The following is a 14,694-nucleotide window of genomic DNA, read 5'->3' on the forward strand; positions in this document are numbered from 1 at the left end:
GATGAATTCGACGTTATTGAGTGTTTTGAACAACCAGGTCGAAGTTTGCGTCTTGGCGAAATTACTAAGCGGCAAATGGAATTTTACGAAATGATGGGAATTGCTTTGCCCACCTTGTTATAATTGCGGTGGGAATCCAGGAGAATATGTATATATGTGTATTTCTGCAAACGGATCCAGTTTCTTGCATAAATACGATACCATCGTCTTGGAAAAGCTTTAACGGCAGAACTCTTCCGTGATGTTCTCTATCTTTCTGGTTGATATGCTGTCTATGACCTTTTGCAGCATGGCTGTTGCAGTTGCTCGCTGCGTTAATAACGTTCAAATAAGATTATGCCGAAATTGCCATATCTTTTAACGAATTCCTCAAGTCAACCTCGATACCCATTACGTAGCGAGTTCGATTTTCCTCTGAATTTCTTTTATTCGCTGTGATAAATGCAGAATAGGGCGTTTGACGCTGAAAATGCTTGAATTATCTAGGTTTCGCGCAAAAAAAACCGCCTGTTGATAAAATTGCTTTATCAATAGGCGGCAGTTTTACTTTTGGTAGCCCCTAGGGGCTTCGAACCCCTGTTACTGCCTTGAGAGGGCAGTGTCCTAGGCCGCTAGACGAAGAGGCCATAAATAAAAAAATTGGTTGGGGAAGAAGGATTTGAACCCTCACAAACAGATCCAGAGCCTGTTGTCCTACCATTAGACGATTCCCCAACGATGTTATTTATTATAGCCTGCAAATCATGTTTTGGCAAGAGCGGATTACGATTTTTTTTGCTTTTTGTTAAAGGGCGGCGTTCGGATTTTTTCCTGCGCCGCCCTTTTGGCAATTAAGCTTGTCTGCTGCCCAGGCAAATCAATATTCTATGCCTTCTTTGGCGGCAAAACCCGCATAATAGTGATGCTTGATTTCCTGCATTTCCGTCACCATATCGGCCGCTTCTTTGATCGACTGCGGCGCATAGCGGCCGGTCAGCATCAAATCGGTCTGCTCTGCTTTGGCCTGAATCAGAGCCAGCACTTTCTCAACGCTGATCAGATCAAAATCCATGGCGACATTGATCTCATCCAGAATCACCAAATCATATAGACCGCCGCTGACCGCCGCCAGCGCCATCTCATAACCGCGCCTGGCTTCCGCCAAATCGATGGCTTCCGGATTCTGCTTATCCACAAAGTTCTCGGTACCGGTTTGTTCCAGGCGAATCATCGGCAAATACTGCCGAATAGCCAGCGCTTCCCCGTACGAGTGGTTGCCTTTCATGAATTGAATGATCATTACTTTTTTGTTGTGCCCAACCGCGCGTAAGGCCAGGCCAAAAGCCGCCGTGCTCTTGCCTTTGCCATCGCCGGTATTCACCATAACGATCCCACGTTTTGCCATCTTCCACTTCTCCTTTTATTCGATGCCGTAAATCAGCGCCGCCAAAATGGCAGTCCGGTCGGCAAGATGTTTGACAATCAGATATTCATCGGAAGAATGAGCCCCATGGCCGACGCCGCCCATACCATCCAGGGTAGGAATTCCCAAAGCGGCGGTAAAATTACCATCGCTGCCGCCGCCGGTACCGCCGGCGTTATAATGCAAACCAATTTCCGCTGCCAATGCCGCCGCTTTTTCGTAGTAGGCCATGGCCGCCGCACTGCGTTCCATAGGCGGTCGGTTCAAGCCGCCGCTGATTTCCAATTTTGCTTTGCCAAACGGCTGCAGGCTGAGAATTTCCCGGCTGACCCGTTCGCCTTCCGCGATGGTCATCACCCGCATGTCGACTTTTGCCCAGGCTTCTTCCGCTACCACATTGCTGCGGGTCCCGCCGCCGATCACACCCACATTCAAGGTAGTGCCGGTTGAGAAGTTTGTGAAACTGTGGATCTTGACAATCTGCAGCGCCAGTTCCTGAATCGCAGAAATTCCTTCTTCGGGAGAGGTGCCGGCGTGGCTGGCTTTGCCGATCACTTTGACATGGAAGGCGCCTGTCCCTTTGCGCCAGACTTTATAATCTCCTTGCGGACCGGTGCCCGGTTCCAGCACAAAAACGGCTTTGCTCTTTTTCGCTTCCGCTTCAATCAGCGCCCGGGAGGTCCGGCTGCCCACTTCTTCATCGGAATTGAGCAGGATTACGATTTTATGTTTCGGCTGCAACTGCAGATCCCGGTAGGCATGTAAAAGCCATAAGGCGGCCAGAATGCCGGCTTTCATATCCAGCACGCCGGGACCTTTGGCGATACCCGTGGCCGGATCATATTGGAACGGCCGCTTGGCAACTTCGCCGGCCGGAAAAACCGTATCAAAATGACAGAGCAGCAGAACTTGTTCTTTTCCGCTGCCGTAGGTTACTTTCAGATGATTGCCCGACTCCGTTTGGGGGATAATTTCAACGGCGGCTCCCGTTTCGCTGAATTGATGGGCTATTTCCGCACTAAAATGATCAAGCAGATCTTTGCGGTCGGAAGGCGATTCCAAATTGACCAGTTGGGCTAAGTCCGCCACCATCTGCGTTTGATGTTGCTGCAGCCAAGGGTAGATTACTTTAATCATGATGACACCCCTTTCCTATTTTATCGTTTGATTCGGTAAATCACGGCTGAACTCCTGCTCTCAAAGCCCGACCGCTGCCGGGCAGAAGGGATTTTTCTTCATTTTTTTGTTCATAATTTGTTCATTTGACAGTCTGACCAGGTTCGATATAATGAAGGCAGAAAATTTTCATATACAAAAATATTTCTTTATTAAACTATTAGCTAGCATACAAATAGGGGGGGTGACAAGATGCAGGAAGAACTGAGTGAAATGACCACCGAAACCAAATTGGCCCAGGAACTGACCCGGGCAATCCGTCATTTCAATCGATGCTATCGGTCGGAGCCGGAAAACACCGATTTGAAACCAAAAATGATGATGCTGCTGCACTTTCTCGCGCATAAAAAACATCATGGCAGCGAGTTGGTCTCACTTTCGGCGATTGGCGAAGAAATGCGCCTCTCCCCGCCCAGTGTGACTCTGATGCTGAATCCGCTGGAAAAAAGCAATTACATCGTGCGCATCCGCGATCTGAAAGATCGCCGGGTGGTTTTTGTGCAAATCACAGAAAAAGGTGAAAAAGCGGTGCGCGAATTGTATGAAGCTTTCTTAAGCAATGCCCGCATCATGGTGCAATTGCTGGGAGAAGAGGACAGCCGCACTTATATCGACTTAATGAACAAACTAACCCGTCTTTACCGTGCCTATATGCAAGAGGAAGGGCTCAAAAAATCTCACGAAAGCAGGACTGAACCGTAAATGCTGAAACTGCTGAAAAAATTTAAACCTTATTTGCCCAGTTTCCTGCTGGTTTGCCTGACAGTGTTCGGTCGCTCCATGGCGGATTTAAAACTGCCGTCCATTATGGCCGATATTATCAATAATGGCATCAGCAGCGGAGACCTTCATTATATTCTGCGTATGGGAGGCTGGATGCTGCTGGTCGCCTTAGGAGGCATGGCTTGTGCCATTGCCACCAGTTACCTTTCCTCTCGAAATGCCATCGGCTTTTCCCGTGATTTACGCAATGATGTCTTCCGCAAAATCGAGAGTTTTTCCCAAAGCGATTTTGACCGTTTCGGTACTTCCTCTTTAATCACCCGCAGCACCAACGACATCCAACAAATGCAGATGGTAGTGATGATGGGGCAGCGGATGATATTGAGCGCCCCAATCATGTTTATCGGCGGAATCTTGAACGTACTGCGCAGCGATTACGCTTTAAGCCGTATTCTGATCATTGCGCTGCCCGCTGTTCTCCTCACCGTGGTCCTGATCGGGCGCCGGGCAACGCCTTTGTTTCAGGTCATGCAGAAAAAATTGGATTATTTAAACCTGGTCATTCGCGAGGGATTGTCAGGTGTGCGCGTGGTCCGTGCGTTTAACCGCGACGACTATCAACAGGAACGCTTCAAGCAAGCGAATGAAGATTTGACCAACAATTCCATTAGGGTCAACCGCTTACTCGGTTTGCAGTCCCCACTGATGTCGTTGATCATGAATTTCACTATTATTGCAATTATCTGGATGGGCAGCTTTTCTATCAATACCGGAGATCTGATGATTGGCGATATGATTGCTTTTATCCAATATGTCGGTATGATCCTCGGCGCTTTGATGGGGCTTTCCATGATTTTTATCATGCTGCCGCGGGCTGCTGTTTCGGCCAATCGAATCAACGAAATTCTCGAGGCTCCCATTACCATCGGAGATCCTGAAAATATTCAAACGCTGACCGGAATGGCAGGGTTCACGCTGGAGTTCAATCATATCAGTTTCCGTTATCCCGGCAGCGCGGCTGCTGTCTTGCACGATATTTCCTTTCGAGCCGAGCCGGGTCAGACGGTTGCCATCATCGGCGGGACCGGATCCGGTAAATCCAGTCTGGCTAATTTGCTGCTGCGCTTTTACGACATAGAACAAGGTTCAATTACTTTCAATGGAATCGACATCCGCAATTTGAGTTTGCAGGATTTGCGGGCAAAGATTGGTTATGTCTCACAAAAAGCGCTGCTTTTTACCGGCAGTATTGCCGATAACATCCGTTATGGCAAGAGTGATGCAACAGACGAAGAGATTAAAGAAGCGCTTACTATCGCCCAGGCTTCCGATTTTGTCTTGAACACTCCGGACGGTATCGAAGCTGAGGTCTCACAAGGAGGCGCCAATTTCTCCGGCGGCCAAAAGCAACGGCTTTCGATTGCCCGTGCTTTGGTGCGCCATGCCGCCCTGTATCTCTTTGACGATAGTTTTTCGGCGCTTGACTTTCAGACTGATGCCAATCTCCGCATTGCCCTGAAAGAAGTCACGCAAGACGCCATCGTCATCATCATTGCCCAGCGCGTCAGCACAATTATGAATGCCGATTTGATTCTGGTGATGGATGAGGGCCGCTTAGTTGGCAAAGGAACGCATGAAGAATTGCTGCAAAGCTGTCGGGTTTATCAGGAAATCCTTTCTTCTCAGCTTTCAGTGGAAGAATATACACCTGCGCTGTCTGTCGGAGAGGAGGACAAAAGCAAATGAGTAAAAAAGAATTCGAAAGATCGGCACCTCTCACCGATCAACAAACTGTTACAGCAACTGCTCAAAACGATTCCCCTGCCAAGAAAGCCGAGAAAGAACGTCTTAACACCCGTGGGGAGTTTGCCAATCGCCGTCAAGGTGGACCAATGATGCGTCCCGGCGGAGGCGGTCACGGCGGTCCCGGCAGATTTCTGCCGGGTGAAAAAGCCAAGGATTTCCGAGGGACACTGAAACGTTTGGTTCGCTATCTGCGCCCTCATTGGGGCAGCTTGATTTTTGTGATCAGCTCTACTATCTGCGCCACTGTTTTAAGTATTTTAGCGCCGAAAGTGACCGGTCAGGTCACCGATAAAATTCTGGAAGGCCTGAAACGAAACGGTCGCGGCGGTATCGATTTTCCTGCCGTTCAGCATATTCTGCTGATTTTAGCCTCGCTCTATGTCGGCAACAGCATTTTGCTTTATCTGAAGAATTGGATCATGACCGGAGTCTCGCAGAAAATCGTGCGCAAGATGCGCAGCGATATCAGCGCCAAATTTTCCCGTCTGCCTTTAAAATATTACGACAGTCAGACGCATGGAGAGTTGCTCAGCCGGGCCGTCAACGATGTGGATACCGTCAGTTCTTCTCTGCAGCAGTCTCTCAATCAACTGATCAGCGCGGTCATCACACTGGCCGGGATTCTGATTATTATGTTAACGCTCAATCGCATCATGACCTTGATCACCCTGGTTACCATACCGCTCAGTCTGATAGTCACCAGAGTAATCACCCGACGTTCACAGCCTCTCTTTGTGCAGCAGCAGCGTTTGATTGGCAATATTAACGGTCACATCGAAGAAATGTATACCGGTCACCCCGTTGTCAAGGCTTACGGCAGAGAAGAAGCAAATACCGTCAAGTTTCAGTCGCTGACCGCCGATCTCTATACCGTTGGTGTCAAGGCGCAATTCATCTCCGGCATCATCATGCCGCTGCTTGGTTTTATCGGCAATTTAGGTTATGTCGGAGTCTGTATCCTGGGCGGCTTTCTTGCAGTGCGCGGCAGTATGTCCATCGGTAAAATTCAGAGTTTCCTGGCTTACATCCGCCAGTTCAACCAACCGATCAATCAGACGGCGCAAATCGCCAATATTCTGCAATCAACCGTCGCTGCGGCGGAGCGTGTCTTTGAACTGCTGGACGAAGAAGAGATGTCGGCCGAACCCGGGGAGAACAAACTGCCTGCTTTCGTGCAAGGCAACGTCAAAATCGAACATATCCGTTTTGGCTATCAGCCGGATAAACCGGTGATTCATGATTTTACCGTTGATATCAAAGCCGGTCAGATGGTAGCCATTGTTGGCCCGACCGGAGCCGGTAAAACCACGCTGGTCAATTTACTGATGCGTTTCTATGAATTGGATGGCGGCAAAATCTCCATTGACGGCGTTGACATCGCCACCCTGAGCCGCAGCGAACTGCGCAACCAATTCGGGATGGTGCTGCAGGATACCTGGCTTTACAACGATACCATTCGTGCCAACATCGCTTATGGCCAGGCTGGCGCAACGGAAGAGCAGATCATTGCCGCTGCCAAAGCCGCTTACGCCGATTACTTTATCCGTACGCTGCCCGACGGTTATCAAACGATTTTAAACGAAGAGGCCTCCAATATTTCCGCCGGTCAAAAGCAGCTCCTGACCATCGCCAGAGCATTTCTGAGCAACCCCCGCATCCTGATTTTGGATGAAGCAACCAGTTCGGTCGATACCAGAACCGAACAATTGATTCAAAGCGCCATGGGCAATCTGATGAAGAACCGCACTTCTTTTGTGATCGCCCATCGCTTATCCACCATTCGGGAAGCGGATAACATTCTGGTGATGAATCAAGGCGACATTATCGAACAGGGTACGCATGAAGGCTTGCTGGCCAAAGGCGGCTTCTATGCTTCGCTCTATCAGAGCCAATTCGCCGGTCAGAGCATCGATGAAGCGGTAGCCGATACCAGGCAGCGTAAATTGGCCGCGGCGAAACCGTAAACTATTCGGCTTAATACCAGAGCGGAAAACAGATGGAAGCGATGAGAAACAAAAAAAGAAAGAGGTGACAGGTTGACGCAAACAAAAGTACAAGCCGGGTTAACGGATCTGCGCCGCGGCAGGCTCAAACGATCTTTGGCAGAAAAGAGCCTGCTTACCGCTTTGGAAGCGCACAGCGGTCCGACCGGCTTAATTGCCGAAAAGACTTCTGTCTGCCGTAATGGCAAAACAAGGCAATTTGACGCCATCTGGTGCTCCAGTCTCTGCGATGCAACGCTGCGGGGCAAACCGGATATCGGATTGGTTGATTTTGCAGACCGCCTGCGCACGCTGGAAGAGATCATGGATGTCACGACCAAGCCGATTATTTATGATGCCGATACCGGCGGTTTGCGCGAGCATTTTGCTTATCCTATCCGCACGCTGGAACGCCTCGGCGTTTCCGCCGTAATAATCGAAGACAAAACCGGATTGAAAATAAATTCCCTGTGCGGCACCGGGGTCGCGCAAACCCAGGACAGCATTGCCAATTTCTGCAGTAAGCTTTCCATCGGGAAAGCCGCCCTGCAGACCACTGATTTTCTGCTGATCGCGCGCACAGGAAGCGGAGTCCGGCTGTCTGCCGATCCAGGAAATTCTCAGGTTGATCCCTCAGAGCAACTAAATTAAAAAAGGAACTGTTTCCTGCCAAAAACCAAGCGCGGGAAACAGTTCTTTTTTTATTTGAGTGTGATGCTGCCCAAAATCACCGGGTGACCGGCTCCGGTGGCGGCAGGAAGGTTGCCGGGCTGACCAAATAAGGTTTCATTGGCTAGGACCGCAAAAGCAATCGCCTCTTTGGCATCCGCCGGCAGAGCAAAATCCTCCGGTTGCAGCCAGCTTACCTGCGGCAGCGCTTGTCGAAGCATTCCTACCAAACAGGGATTTTTGGCGCCGCCACCGCTTAAAATCACCTCGTCCACTCGCCCTACGGGAAAACAATAGCGGTTGTAATGATCGATGATCGTTTGCGCCGTAAAGGCCGTGACGGTCGCGAATAAATCTTCTTTGCAGAGCCGCAGCTGAGCAGCGGTCTGCAGCAGCTGTTCGCTAAACTGCTCCCCGAACAATTCCCTGCCGGTGCTTTTCGGCGGCGGCAGTTGCAGATAAGGCAGCTGCAGCAACTGCGTCAGCAGGGGCTGATTGATTTGACCGCGGGATGCGCAAAGGCCGTCCCGGTCGCAAGGCTGATCCAACAGCCGCTGCGCCAGGGCGTCGAGGATCATATTGCCCGGTCCGCTGTCGCAGGCGACAATTTCCTGAGGGCGTGCGGCGGCAGGTAAAAAGGTGAAATTGGCAATGCCGCCGAGATTCTGCAGGATACGTCCCTTCTCCGGGTGCGTAAAGAGCAGATAATCCACATAGGGTACCAAAGGGGCACCCTGACCACCCGCCGCCATATCCCGGCTGCGAAAGTCAGCAATGGTCGTGATTCCGGTGCGTTCCGCGATGACGGCGGCGGCACCGAGCTGCAGGGTGGAGGTCAGCGGTCTGCCGGCGAACTCCTGCGCTTCCGGGATATGGTAGACGGTCTGCCCGTGCGATCCGATCAAATCGATTGCGCTGTTTTCTAAACCCGAGGCCGATAGCAGCGCCTGCACGGCCTCAGCAAACAATTCACCGATGGCAAAATTGAGCTGCGAGATCTGGTCCACGCGGCTGCTTTCCGGTCGAAAAGCGGCAAAGATCTCCCGGCGCAGCGCGGCCGGCACGGGATACTCCAGATAGTGCAGCAATTCGAGCTTCGTTTTTCTGCCGCTGCCGCCGATCCGGCAGAGAGCGGCATCCACACTGTCCACCGAAGTGCCGCACATCAAACCAATGATCAGGCGTTCCTTCTTTTGCATCAATGTTAGTAACTGCATCATAGCTTTAGGACAGCGCCGCGAAGACGGCGTTGTGAATCAAAGCGCGGTAGCGGATATGCCGGTCTTCCCGGCGGCTGGGATGGACCCGATTGGTCAGCCAAATCACAAAGAGACCGCTGCGCGGATTGAGCACAATGGAAGTGCCCGTAAAACCGGTATGTCCAAAACTGGCGGGGGAAGCGAGATCACCCATAAAAGAGTAAGTCGGCGCTTTCAGTAGCCAGCCCAGACCGCGATATTCTTCGCCGATGGCGGCGGTATAATTGAGAATGGAGGTGCGGACTGTGTTCGGCGAAAGCAGGCGTTTGTTGCGGAAACTGCCTTCACCCATCCACATCTGGGCAAAACTCGCCATGTCTCTGGCGCTGCTGAAGATGCCGGCATTGCCGCTGACACCGCCCTGACAGCGCGCATTTTCGTCATGTACTTCGCCCCAGCAAAGCTTGCCTTTTTGCCAGCTGCAATATTCTGTCGGCGCAATGCGATTTTTACTGACTTGCGGATTGTAACCGGTCTCCTGTAAACCAAGCGGCTGAAACAATTCCCGTTCAAGAAACTCCGGCAGGGTCTGACCGGCAATACGCTGCAGCGCATTGCCCAAGGCAATATACCCCAGACAGCTGTAAGCGACCTGATCGCCCGGCGCCGTCTGCAGCGGCGAAACCGCAATGGCATTCAGCATTTCCTGCTGACTGCCGCAGGTCAGAAAGAAATTATCATGCGGCAGAAGCCCCGATGTATGCGTCAGCAAATGGCGCATCCGGATCATTCGCTTGTCAGGGCGCTGAAATTCCGCTATAAACAAACTGACCGGATCATCCAGGCGAAAAGCGCCCTGTTCCAACAACTTGAGCGCCATAAAAGAGGTAAACAGTTTGCTGATGGAAGCCATGTCATAGAGTGTATCGATTTCCACCGCACCACCTTGGTCTAACTTGGTCGTGCTGCCGCTGCAATGAAAAACCACCTGGTCTTGTGTGCCGACGGCCAAAGCAGCCCCGGGTGCGACGCCCTCGGCGACAGCCCGGTCGGACAGGGCGAAAGCCCGGCCCAGGCGCGCTTCCATCTCCGCCGGTTGTAAGCCGGAACGCAGAAAAGGCAGCGTTTGTTCGCCGGCGGCAGGGTAAATTTCAGACATAAAAAAACCTCCCAGTCATGCGTGTTTTCCCTTACCATCACATACCAAAGCACTTTCGCTGATGGAAGAGGGAAGGAAAGGAGCCACGGCGCATATTAGAGCAGCGCAGCCGCGATAAAACCATTGGCTGCCGACAGGCGCCGCTCGGCTTCTGCCGCATCCACCTGCGCCAGGATCATCACAATGGCCGTTTTCGCCTGATTTTTTGCGGCGCTCAAGGCCGCTTGGGCTGTCTCTTCGCTGCAATTGGTCGCCAGGCAGACAATTCGGTTGGCGCGCCGCAGCAATTTAGCGTTGGTTGGCTGCAGATCCACCATCAAATTGGAATAAACCTTACCGCTGCGGCTGAACGCCGCCGTGGTCAGCATATTCAGGATTTGCTTTTGAGCGGAACCGGCTTTCAGCCGGCTGGAACCCATCAGGATTTCCGGTCCCACCACCGGTGTGATCGCATAGTCCACCATTTTGGCTAAGGGGGAATCGGCGTTGCAGGTGATACAGAGGGTAACCGCCTGCTGATGACGCGCAGCCCGCATGGCTCCCAGGACATAAGGGGTCAAGCCGGAGGCAGCGATGCCGCAGACCACATCCCTGCCGGTCGGGTCACGCTGCAGCAAATCGAGCGCCCCCTGTTCCGTATCATCTTCCACGTTCTCTACAGCATGGCGCAAGGCGTAATCACCACCGGCCAAAATGCCTTGCACCTGTGTTTCCGGCGTGCCAAAAGTCGGCGGACATTCGGAGGCATCCAGCACCCCCAAACGTCCGCTGCTGCCGGCCCCGATATAAAAAAGACGTCCGCCCGCGCGAAAGGCCCGTTCGATTTGCTCTACAGCCGCCGCTATCACCGGCAGCTGCGCGGCGACCGCCCGATTCACTTGCTCTTCTTCCCGATTCATCAAAGTCACAATTTCCAAAGCGGACATTTGATCCAAATTGAGCGAATTTGGATTACGGCTCTCGGTAATCAACACCTGCGGATCCTTGTTCATTCAAACTTTTCCTCACTTTCTCCAGAACCGCTTGGGGAATTTCGGTATAATAGGCTTTTAGTCCCAACAGCAAAGCTCCGATCAATGGCTGGTAAACCGGCCGGCTGAGATAAGCCAAAGGTGCGTAGGCCTGAATCCGGCCTTCCAATCCTCTTGCCCACTGCCAGCCGTGGCGAAATCCACCGCCGGTCAGGGCAACCGGAAAACGCTCGGACTGCATCCCCAAACGGGTGATCACCGCCGCAGCCGCCAGGCTCAATTCCTCTGCCGCCTCGTCGAGGATCGCTAAGGCCACAGCGTCGCCTGCGGCGGCCGCCAGTTTTACCTGCAGCGCCAAAGCCGCGATCTGAGGGCGCTGCATTTCTTTGCTGTAAACTTTCAAAACGATTTTTTCATAGGACGAGACCGCCAGAGTCTGCAGCAATCGCTCAGTCAGCCTGGTTTTTGCGCCTCTGCCGTCTCCTGCCCGCATCACGGCGATCAATCCTTTCCGTCCGATATCATAGCCGCTGCCTTCATCGCCGATCAGCGGTCCCCAGCCGCCGGCACGGGCAGACTGACCCGTTTTGTTGCAGCCATAGATGATCGAACCGGTGCCGCAGATAACAGCCAGACCGGGCTCTCCTGCCGTAGCGCCGGCCAAAGCGATGCTCCCGTCACTATCCAGGCACAATTTTTCACAGAAAGGTGGAAATTCGGCCAGCAACTCAGCGACGACCAGGCGGTCTTCTTGCCGTCCCAGCCCGGCCAGACCAAAATAACCGACTGCGGCAGTTTGAATTTCCAAATTTGCCGCCCGGTAAGCACCTTCGATAGCCAAACGCAGAGATCGTGCCGCCGTTTTCTTCCCGGCAGCATGATAATTCGCCGGACCGCCCGCAGCGCTGCCGAGTAGCGTACCATCGGCAGCCGCCAGCAGCGCTCTGGTGTTGCTGCCGCCGCCGTCCACTGCCAGAATCAATGCTTCCTTCATACCCTGCTTCCTTCAGACTTGCCGCATCAAAATGCGGCCGCCATTGCCGACTGCCCAAACCGATTCGTCAGCCCGGCGCAGAAAACGAATTTCGCTTTTCACCAGTTTGGTCTGCGCCAGGGCCAAATCCGGCAAAACGGTATCCAGCGTAAGCGCTTCCCCCTCCAACAGAACCTGCAGCTGCTGCTCTGCATTCAAACTGATGGTCAGAACGCTGCCTTCGCCGGAGACAAAACTGCCGCAGGCCGCTTGCTTTTGGGCTTGACTCCATTCCCGGTGCTGAAAAACCGTCATCGGTTCTTTGGGGTTGTGCTGGTTGCACCACTTGATCATCGCTTTCGCCAGATTCATAACGGGAACCCCGCTGGTGTTGCAGAGGACGATCACACCCATCGCCAAATCATCAGACCAGAGGATAGCCGTTGAAACGCCGGTTAAGCTGCCTCCGTGTCCGATTACCGTAATGTCGTCCAGAGCGAACGTCTGCAGAGCAAAACCATAGCCGACATGATGGCTGTAGGTTTGACGTTGCTTTTGCATCTCACCAATCCCGGTATCACTTAAAAGCCTGCCCCCGGCATAACGGCCGTGATTCAGCCACATGGTCACGTAGCGTTCCAGATCGGCAAGGGTTGACTTCAGAGAACCGCCGCCCATCATGACAAACTGATTATCAAGCCAATCGTGCGTCGCCCGCAGACCAGTTTTGCCGGGAACATAGAGCGTATTGGCATTCTCATCCTGCAGCGGTTTGCTGAAACTGTAGGTCGAACGGTTCATCCCCAGCGGAGCCAGAATATGTTTCTCCACATATCCCGCATAGGAATTCTCTCCGCCATAGAGACGGATAATTTCCGACAGCATGGCAAAACCATCGTTGGAATAACTGACATATTCACCCGGCTGACCTAAAAAGGTCTTGACTTCACTCAATTGCTTCAGCAATAATTGGATGCCTGCTTGGGCGACGGTCGCTGAATAGGCCAGATCCTGCCGCTCCTCTGCCGGCAGGTCCAGCGTAGGTGCAACCTTGCTCAATAATAAGCGCGGCTGGGGTGGGTAACCGGCGCTGTGACAAAGCAGATGCCATAAACGCGGCATGTTTTGATTGGGATAATTAAACTCAGGCAGATAGCGGTTGACCGGAGCATAGAGATCGAGGATGCCTCTTTCCACCAACTGCATAATGCAGAGAGCAGTAAAGGATTTGGTGATGGAAGCCAAACCGAAGATGGTATTCTCATCCAGCGGCAACTGTTTTTCCAGATCACGATACCCGAAAAACTGGCGGTAGACCGTCTCGCCTTTTTGGCTGACTACGCCAACAGCCGTTCCGACAGCCTGATAAGCGGCCATAAAATCACGGACCATCTGTTCAAATTCCTGTTGATACGCTGCGTTTAATTGCATTTGCTCTCTCTCCCTTTGTTTTTATTTTAAGAAGCAGTTCTCTTATCCATTGTCGGTGGCAAAGCTTAATCCTTTTCTTTTTACCGTCTTTAGCGCAGGCCAACCGCCAATTCTACCGCCACGGCTTCCACAGCCAAACGAACAGATTCCGCCATGGGCAATTCCTGCTGACCGACGATATAATGGTTGCACTTATTCATGGGAATCAGGATTTTTTTCGCCTTGCTGCTTCCTACCGCCACCGCCATAGCCGGAGTGACTTCTCCCAGCAAAGCATTGGCCAGCACGATCCCGGTGGGACCGATGATCAAATCAGCCTCGCCGCTATTATAGATCACCGGATTTTCACCGGTCGCTCCGCTTTCCGCCCCAGCGCGCAGCATGGCCGCGGTCGCCGTACTGTTGGTACCCAAAGCAATCAGCCTGATTTGCGGCCAGCGTTTGAGCAACTGTTCCACAAGCAGAGCACCAAGCTTGCCGCCCTGACCATCCATAACCAGAATTTTCATGGTAAAACCTCCTTCGCGTTTCCGGCTTACTTTTCTTCTATTATACATGAGAAAGCAAATCTTCACAAGCAATTCAGCGCAGCTTGGCTTGCGATGCAAGCAAGCAAAAAAAAGTCCTCCTTTCCCGGCAAACGGCAGGCAAGTGTCGCTCCGCCGGTCGGAAAGAAGGACAATTTTGTTGAACAAAAACGGATCCGCCGCGCTTTTACATCATCGTCAGGGTATAGATTAAAGTCGTTACAGCCACAGCCAGCCAGGTGCAGCCGCCCAGTAAAATCGGTCTCAAGCCTTTTTGAAAGAGTTCTTTGATTTTAATCTTGTAACCCACGCCGACAAGCGCCATGGTGATCAAGAATTTATTGCCTTTACTCAGCCAGGGAGCGACAGACGCGGGAATCAAGCCGAAAGTTTTGCAAATCGCCAGGGCTAAAAAGCCCAGCACAAAGTAGGGGAACGATTTCAGCATCTGTTCCTTCATGGACAACTGTTGTTCTGTGCTGCCGGATTTTTTACTTTCACGCAGTACCCAAATGACTGCCGCCATAGCCACAAAAATCAACATGGTTGTGCGAACCAGCTTCACCACAACCGCCAATTGGCCGCCGGTCATGCCGCTGATGCCAACCGCACCTTGCATCAAGCCGTCATATGTGACACCGGCTGCTGTGACGCTGGCCGTATCGCTGATTGCCAA

Annotated in this window: 13 protein-coding genes and 2 tRNA genes; 4 read left to right on the top strand and 11 right to left on the bottom strand. The window is 52.3% G+C overall.

Annotated elements, in window-relative coordinates; translation table 11 throughout:
• Nucleotides 1-550 precede the first annotated feature (550 nt).
• From LLG09_07780 to LLG09_07795, 4 genes are all read right to left on the bottom strand, one after another.
• A tRNA-Glu gene (locus tag LLG09_07780) sits at nucleotides 551-626 on the bottom strand.
• 14 nt (nucleotides 627-640) lie between these two features.
• Nucleotides 641-714, bottom strand: a tRNA-Gln gene (locus LLG09_07785).
• 142 nt (nucleotides 715-856) lie between these two features.
• The gene (cobO, locus tag LLG09_07790) at nucleotides 857-1,384 is read right to left on the bottom strand and encodes a cob(I)yrinic acid a,c-diamide adenosyltransferase (GenBank protein MCE5197009.1); all 528 of its coding nucleotides are present in this window, start codon (nucleotides 1,382-1,384) and stop codon (nucleotides 857-859) included.
• Nucleotides 1,385-1,399: 15 nt separating this feature from the next.
• Nucleotides 1,400-2,539, bottom strand: coding sequence for a M20 family metallopeptidase (locus LLG09_07795; protein ID MCE5197010.1), 1,140 nt, complete (start codon nucleotides 2,537-2,539; stop codon nucleotides 1,400-1,402).
• A 231-nt stretch (nucleotides 2,540-2,770) separates the two neighbouring features.
• On the opposite strand from LLG09_07795, the gene LLG09_07800 reads away from it, so the two are divergent.
• The 4 genes from LLG09_07800 (at nucleotide 2,771) to LLG09_07815 (ending at nucleotide 7,740) form a co-directional block, all read left to right on the top strand.
• Nucleotides 2,771-3,280: a MarR family transcriptional regulator gene (locus LLG09_07800; GenBank protein MCE5197011.1), complete on the top strand. Its 510-nt coding sequence runs from the start codon at nucleotides 2,771-2,773 to the stop codon at nucleotides 3,278-3,280.
• Nucleotides 3,281-5,047 (top strand): ABC transporter ATP-binding protein/permease, encoded by a 1,767-nt coding sequence (locus LLG09_07805; GenBank protein ID MCE5197012.1) that lies wholly within the window; start codon nucleotides 3,281-3,283, stop codon nucleotides 5,045-5,047.
• Nucleotides 5,048-5,196: 149 nt separating this feature from the next.
• Nucleotides 5,197-7,071 carry an ABC transporter ATP-binding protein/permease gene (locus LLG09_07810; protein ID MCE5197013.1) on the top strand — a complete coding sequence of 625 codons (1,875 nt, stop codon included), beginning with the start codon at nucleotides 5,197-5,199 and terminating at the stop codon, nucleotides 7,069-7,071.
• A 72-nt stretch (nucleotides 7,072-7,143) separates the two neighbouring features.
• The gene (locus LLG09_07815; GenBank protein ID MCE5197014.1) at nucleotides 7,144-7,740 is read left to right on the top strand and encodes an isocitrate lyase/phosphoenolpyruvate mutase family protein; all 597 of its coding nucleotides are present in this window, start codon (nucleotides 7,144-7,146) and stop codon (nucleotides 7,738-7,740) included.
• A gap of 50 nt (nucleotides 7,741-7,790) precedes the next feature.
• Here LLG09_07815 and LLG09_07820 read toward each other — a convergent pair whose 3' ends face one another.
• The 7 genes from LLG09_07820 to LLG09_07850 form a co-directional block, all read right to left on the bottom strand.
• Nucleotides 7,791-8,957 carry an anhydro-N-acetylmuramic acid kinase gene (locus LLG09_07820; protein MCE5197015.1) on the bottom strand — a complete coding sequence of 389 codons (1,167 nt, stop codon included), beginning with the start codon at nucleotides 8,955-8,957 and terminating at the stop codon, nucleotides 7,791-7,793.
• Between the two features lie 25 nt (nucleotides 8,958-8,982).
• Nucleotides 8,983-10,116, bottom strand: a complete 1,134-nt coding sequence (locus LLG09_07825) for a beta-lactamase family protein (protein ID MCE5197016.1) — start codon at nucleotides 10,114-10,116, stop codon at nucleotides 8,983-8,985.
• A gap of 95 nt (nucleotides 10,117-10,211) precedes the next feature.
• Nucleotides 10,212-11,108: an N-acetylmuramic acid 6-phosphate etherase gene (gene murQ, locus LLG09_07830; GenBank protein MCE5197017.1), complete on the bottom strand. Its 897-nt coding sequence runs from the start codon at nucleotides 11,106-11,108 to the stop codon at nucleotides 10,212-10,214.
• Complete coding sequence (locus LLG09_07835; GenBank protein ID MCE5197018.1) at nucleotides 11,068-12,081, bottom strand: N-acetylglucosamine kinase; 1,014 nt, start codon at nucleotides 12,079-12,081, stop codon at nucleotides 11,068-11,070. Before LLG09_07835 ends, murQ begins: the two co-directional genes overlap by 41 nt.
• 12 nt (nucleotides 12,082-12,093) lie before the next feature.
• Nucleotides 12,094-13,491: a beta-lactamase family protein gene (locus LLG09_07840; protein MCE5197019.1), complete on the bottom strand. Its 1,398-nt coding sequence runs from the start codon at nucleotides 13,489-13,491 to the stop codon at nucleotides 12,094-12,096.
• 89 nt (nucleotides 13,492-13,580) lie between these two features.
• Nucleotides 13,581-14,000 (bottom strand): DUF3842 family protein, encoded by a 420-nt coding sequence (locus tag LLG09_07845; GenBank protein MCE5197020.1) that lies wholly within the window; start codon nucleotides 13,998-14,000, stop codon nucleotides 13,581-13,583.
• A gap of 205 nt (nucleotides 14,001-14,205) precedes the next feature.
• On the bottom strand, nucleotides 14,206-14,694 hold a 489-nt coding region (locus LLG09_07850; protein ID MCE5197021.1), incomplete at its 5' end, for a putative sulfate exporter family transporter.

The organism is Negativicutes bacterium (genome assembly GCA_021372785.1).
Classification (GTDB): domain Bacteria; phylum Bacillota; class JAAYKD01; order JAAYKD01; family JAAYKD01; genus JAJFTT01.

Coding starts and splice junctions, on each gene's coding strand:
- cobO (MCE5197009.1), bottom strand. CDS start 1,384: ATGGCAAAACGTGGGATCGTTATGGTGAATACCGGCGATGGCAAAGGC.
- LLG09_07795 (MCE5197010.1), bottom strand. CDS start 2,539: ATGATTAAAGTAATCTACCCTTGGCTGCAGCAACATCAAACGCAGATG.
- LLG09_07800 (MCE5197011.1), top strand. CDS start 2,771: ATGCAGGAAGAACTGAGTGAAATGACCACCGAAACCAAATTGGCCCAG.
- LLG09_07805 (MCE5197012.1), top strand. CDS start 3,281: ATGCTGAAACTGCTGAAAAAATTTAAACCTTATTTGCCCAGTTTCCTG.
- LLG09_07810 (MCE5197013.1), top strand. CDS start 5,197: ATGCGTCCCGGCGGAGGCGGTCACGGCGGTCCCGGCAGATTTCTGCCG.
- LLG09_07820 (MCE5197015.1), bottom strand. CDS start 8,957: ATGCAAAAGAAGGAACGCCTGATCATTGGTTTGATGTGCGGCACTTCG.
- LLG09_07825 (MCE5197016.1), bottom strand. CDS start 10,116: ATGTCTGAAATTTACCCTGCCGCCGGCGAACAAACGCTGCCTTTTCTG.
- murQ (MCE5197017.1), bottom strand. CDS start 11,108: ATGAACAAGGATCCGCAGGTGTTGATTACCGAGAGCCGTAATCCAAAT.
- LLG09_07835 (MCE5197018.1), bottom strand. CDS start 12,081: ATGAAGGAAGCATTGATTCTGGCAGTGGACGGCGGCGGCAGCAACACC.
- LLG09_07840 (MCE5197019.1), bottom strand. CDS start 13,491: ATGCAATTAAACGCAGCGTATCAACAGGAATTTGAACAGATGGTCCGT.
- LLG09_07845 (MCE5197020.1), bottom strand. CDS start 14,000: ATGAAAATTCTGGTTATGGATGGTCAGGGCGGCAAGCTTGGTGCTCTG.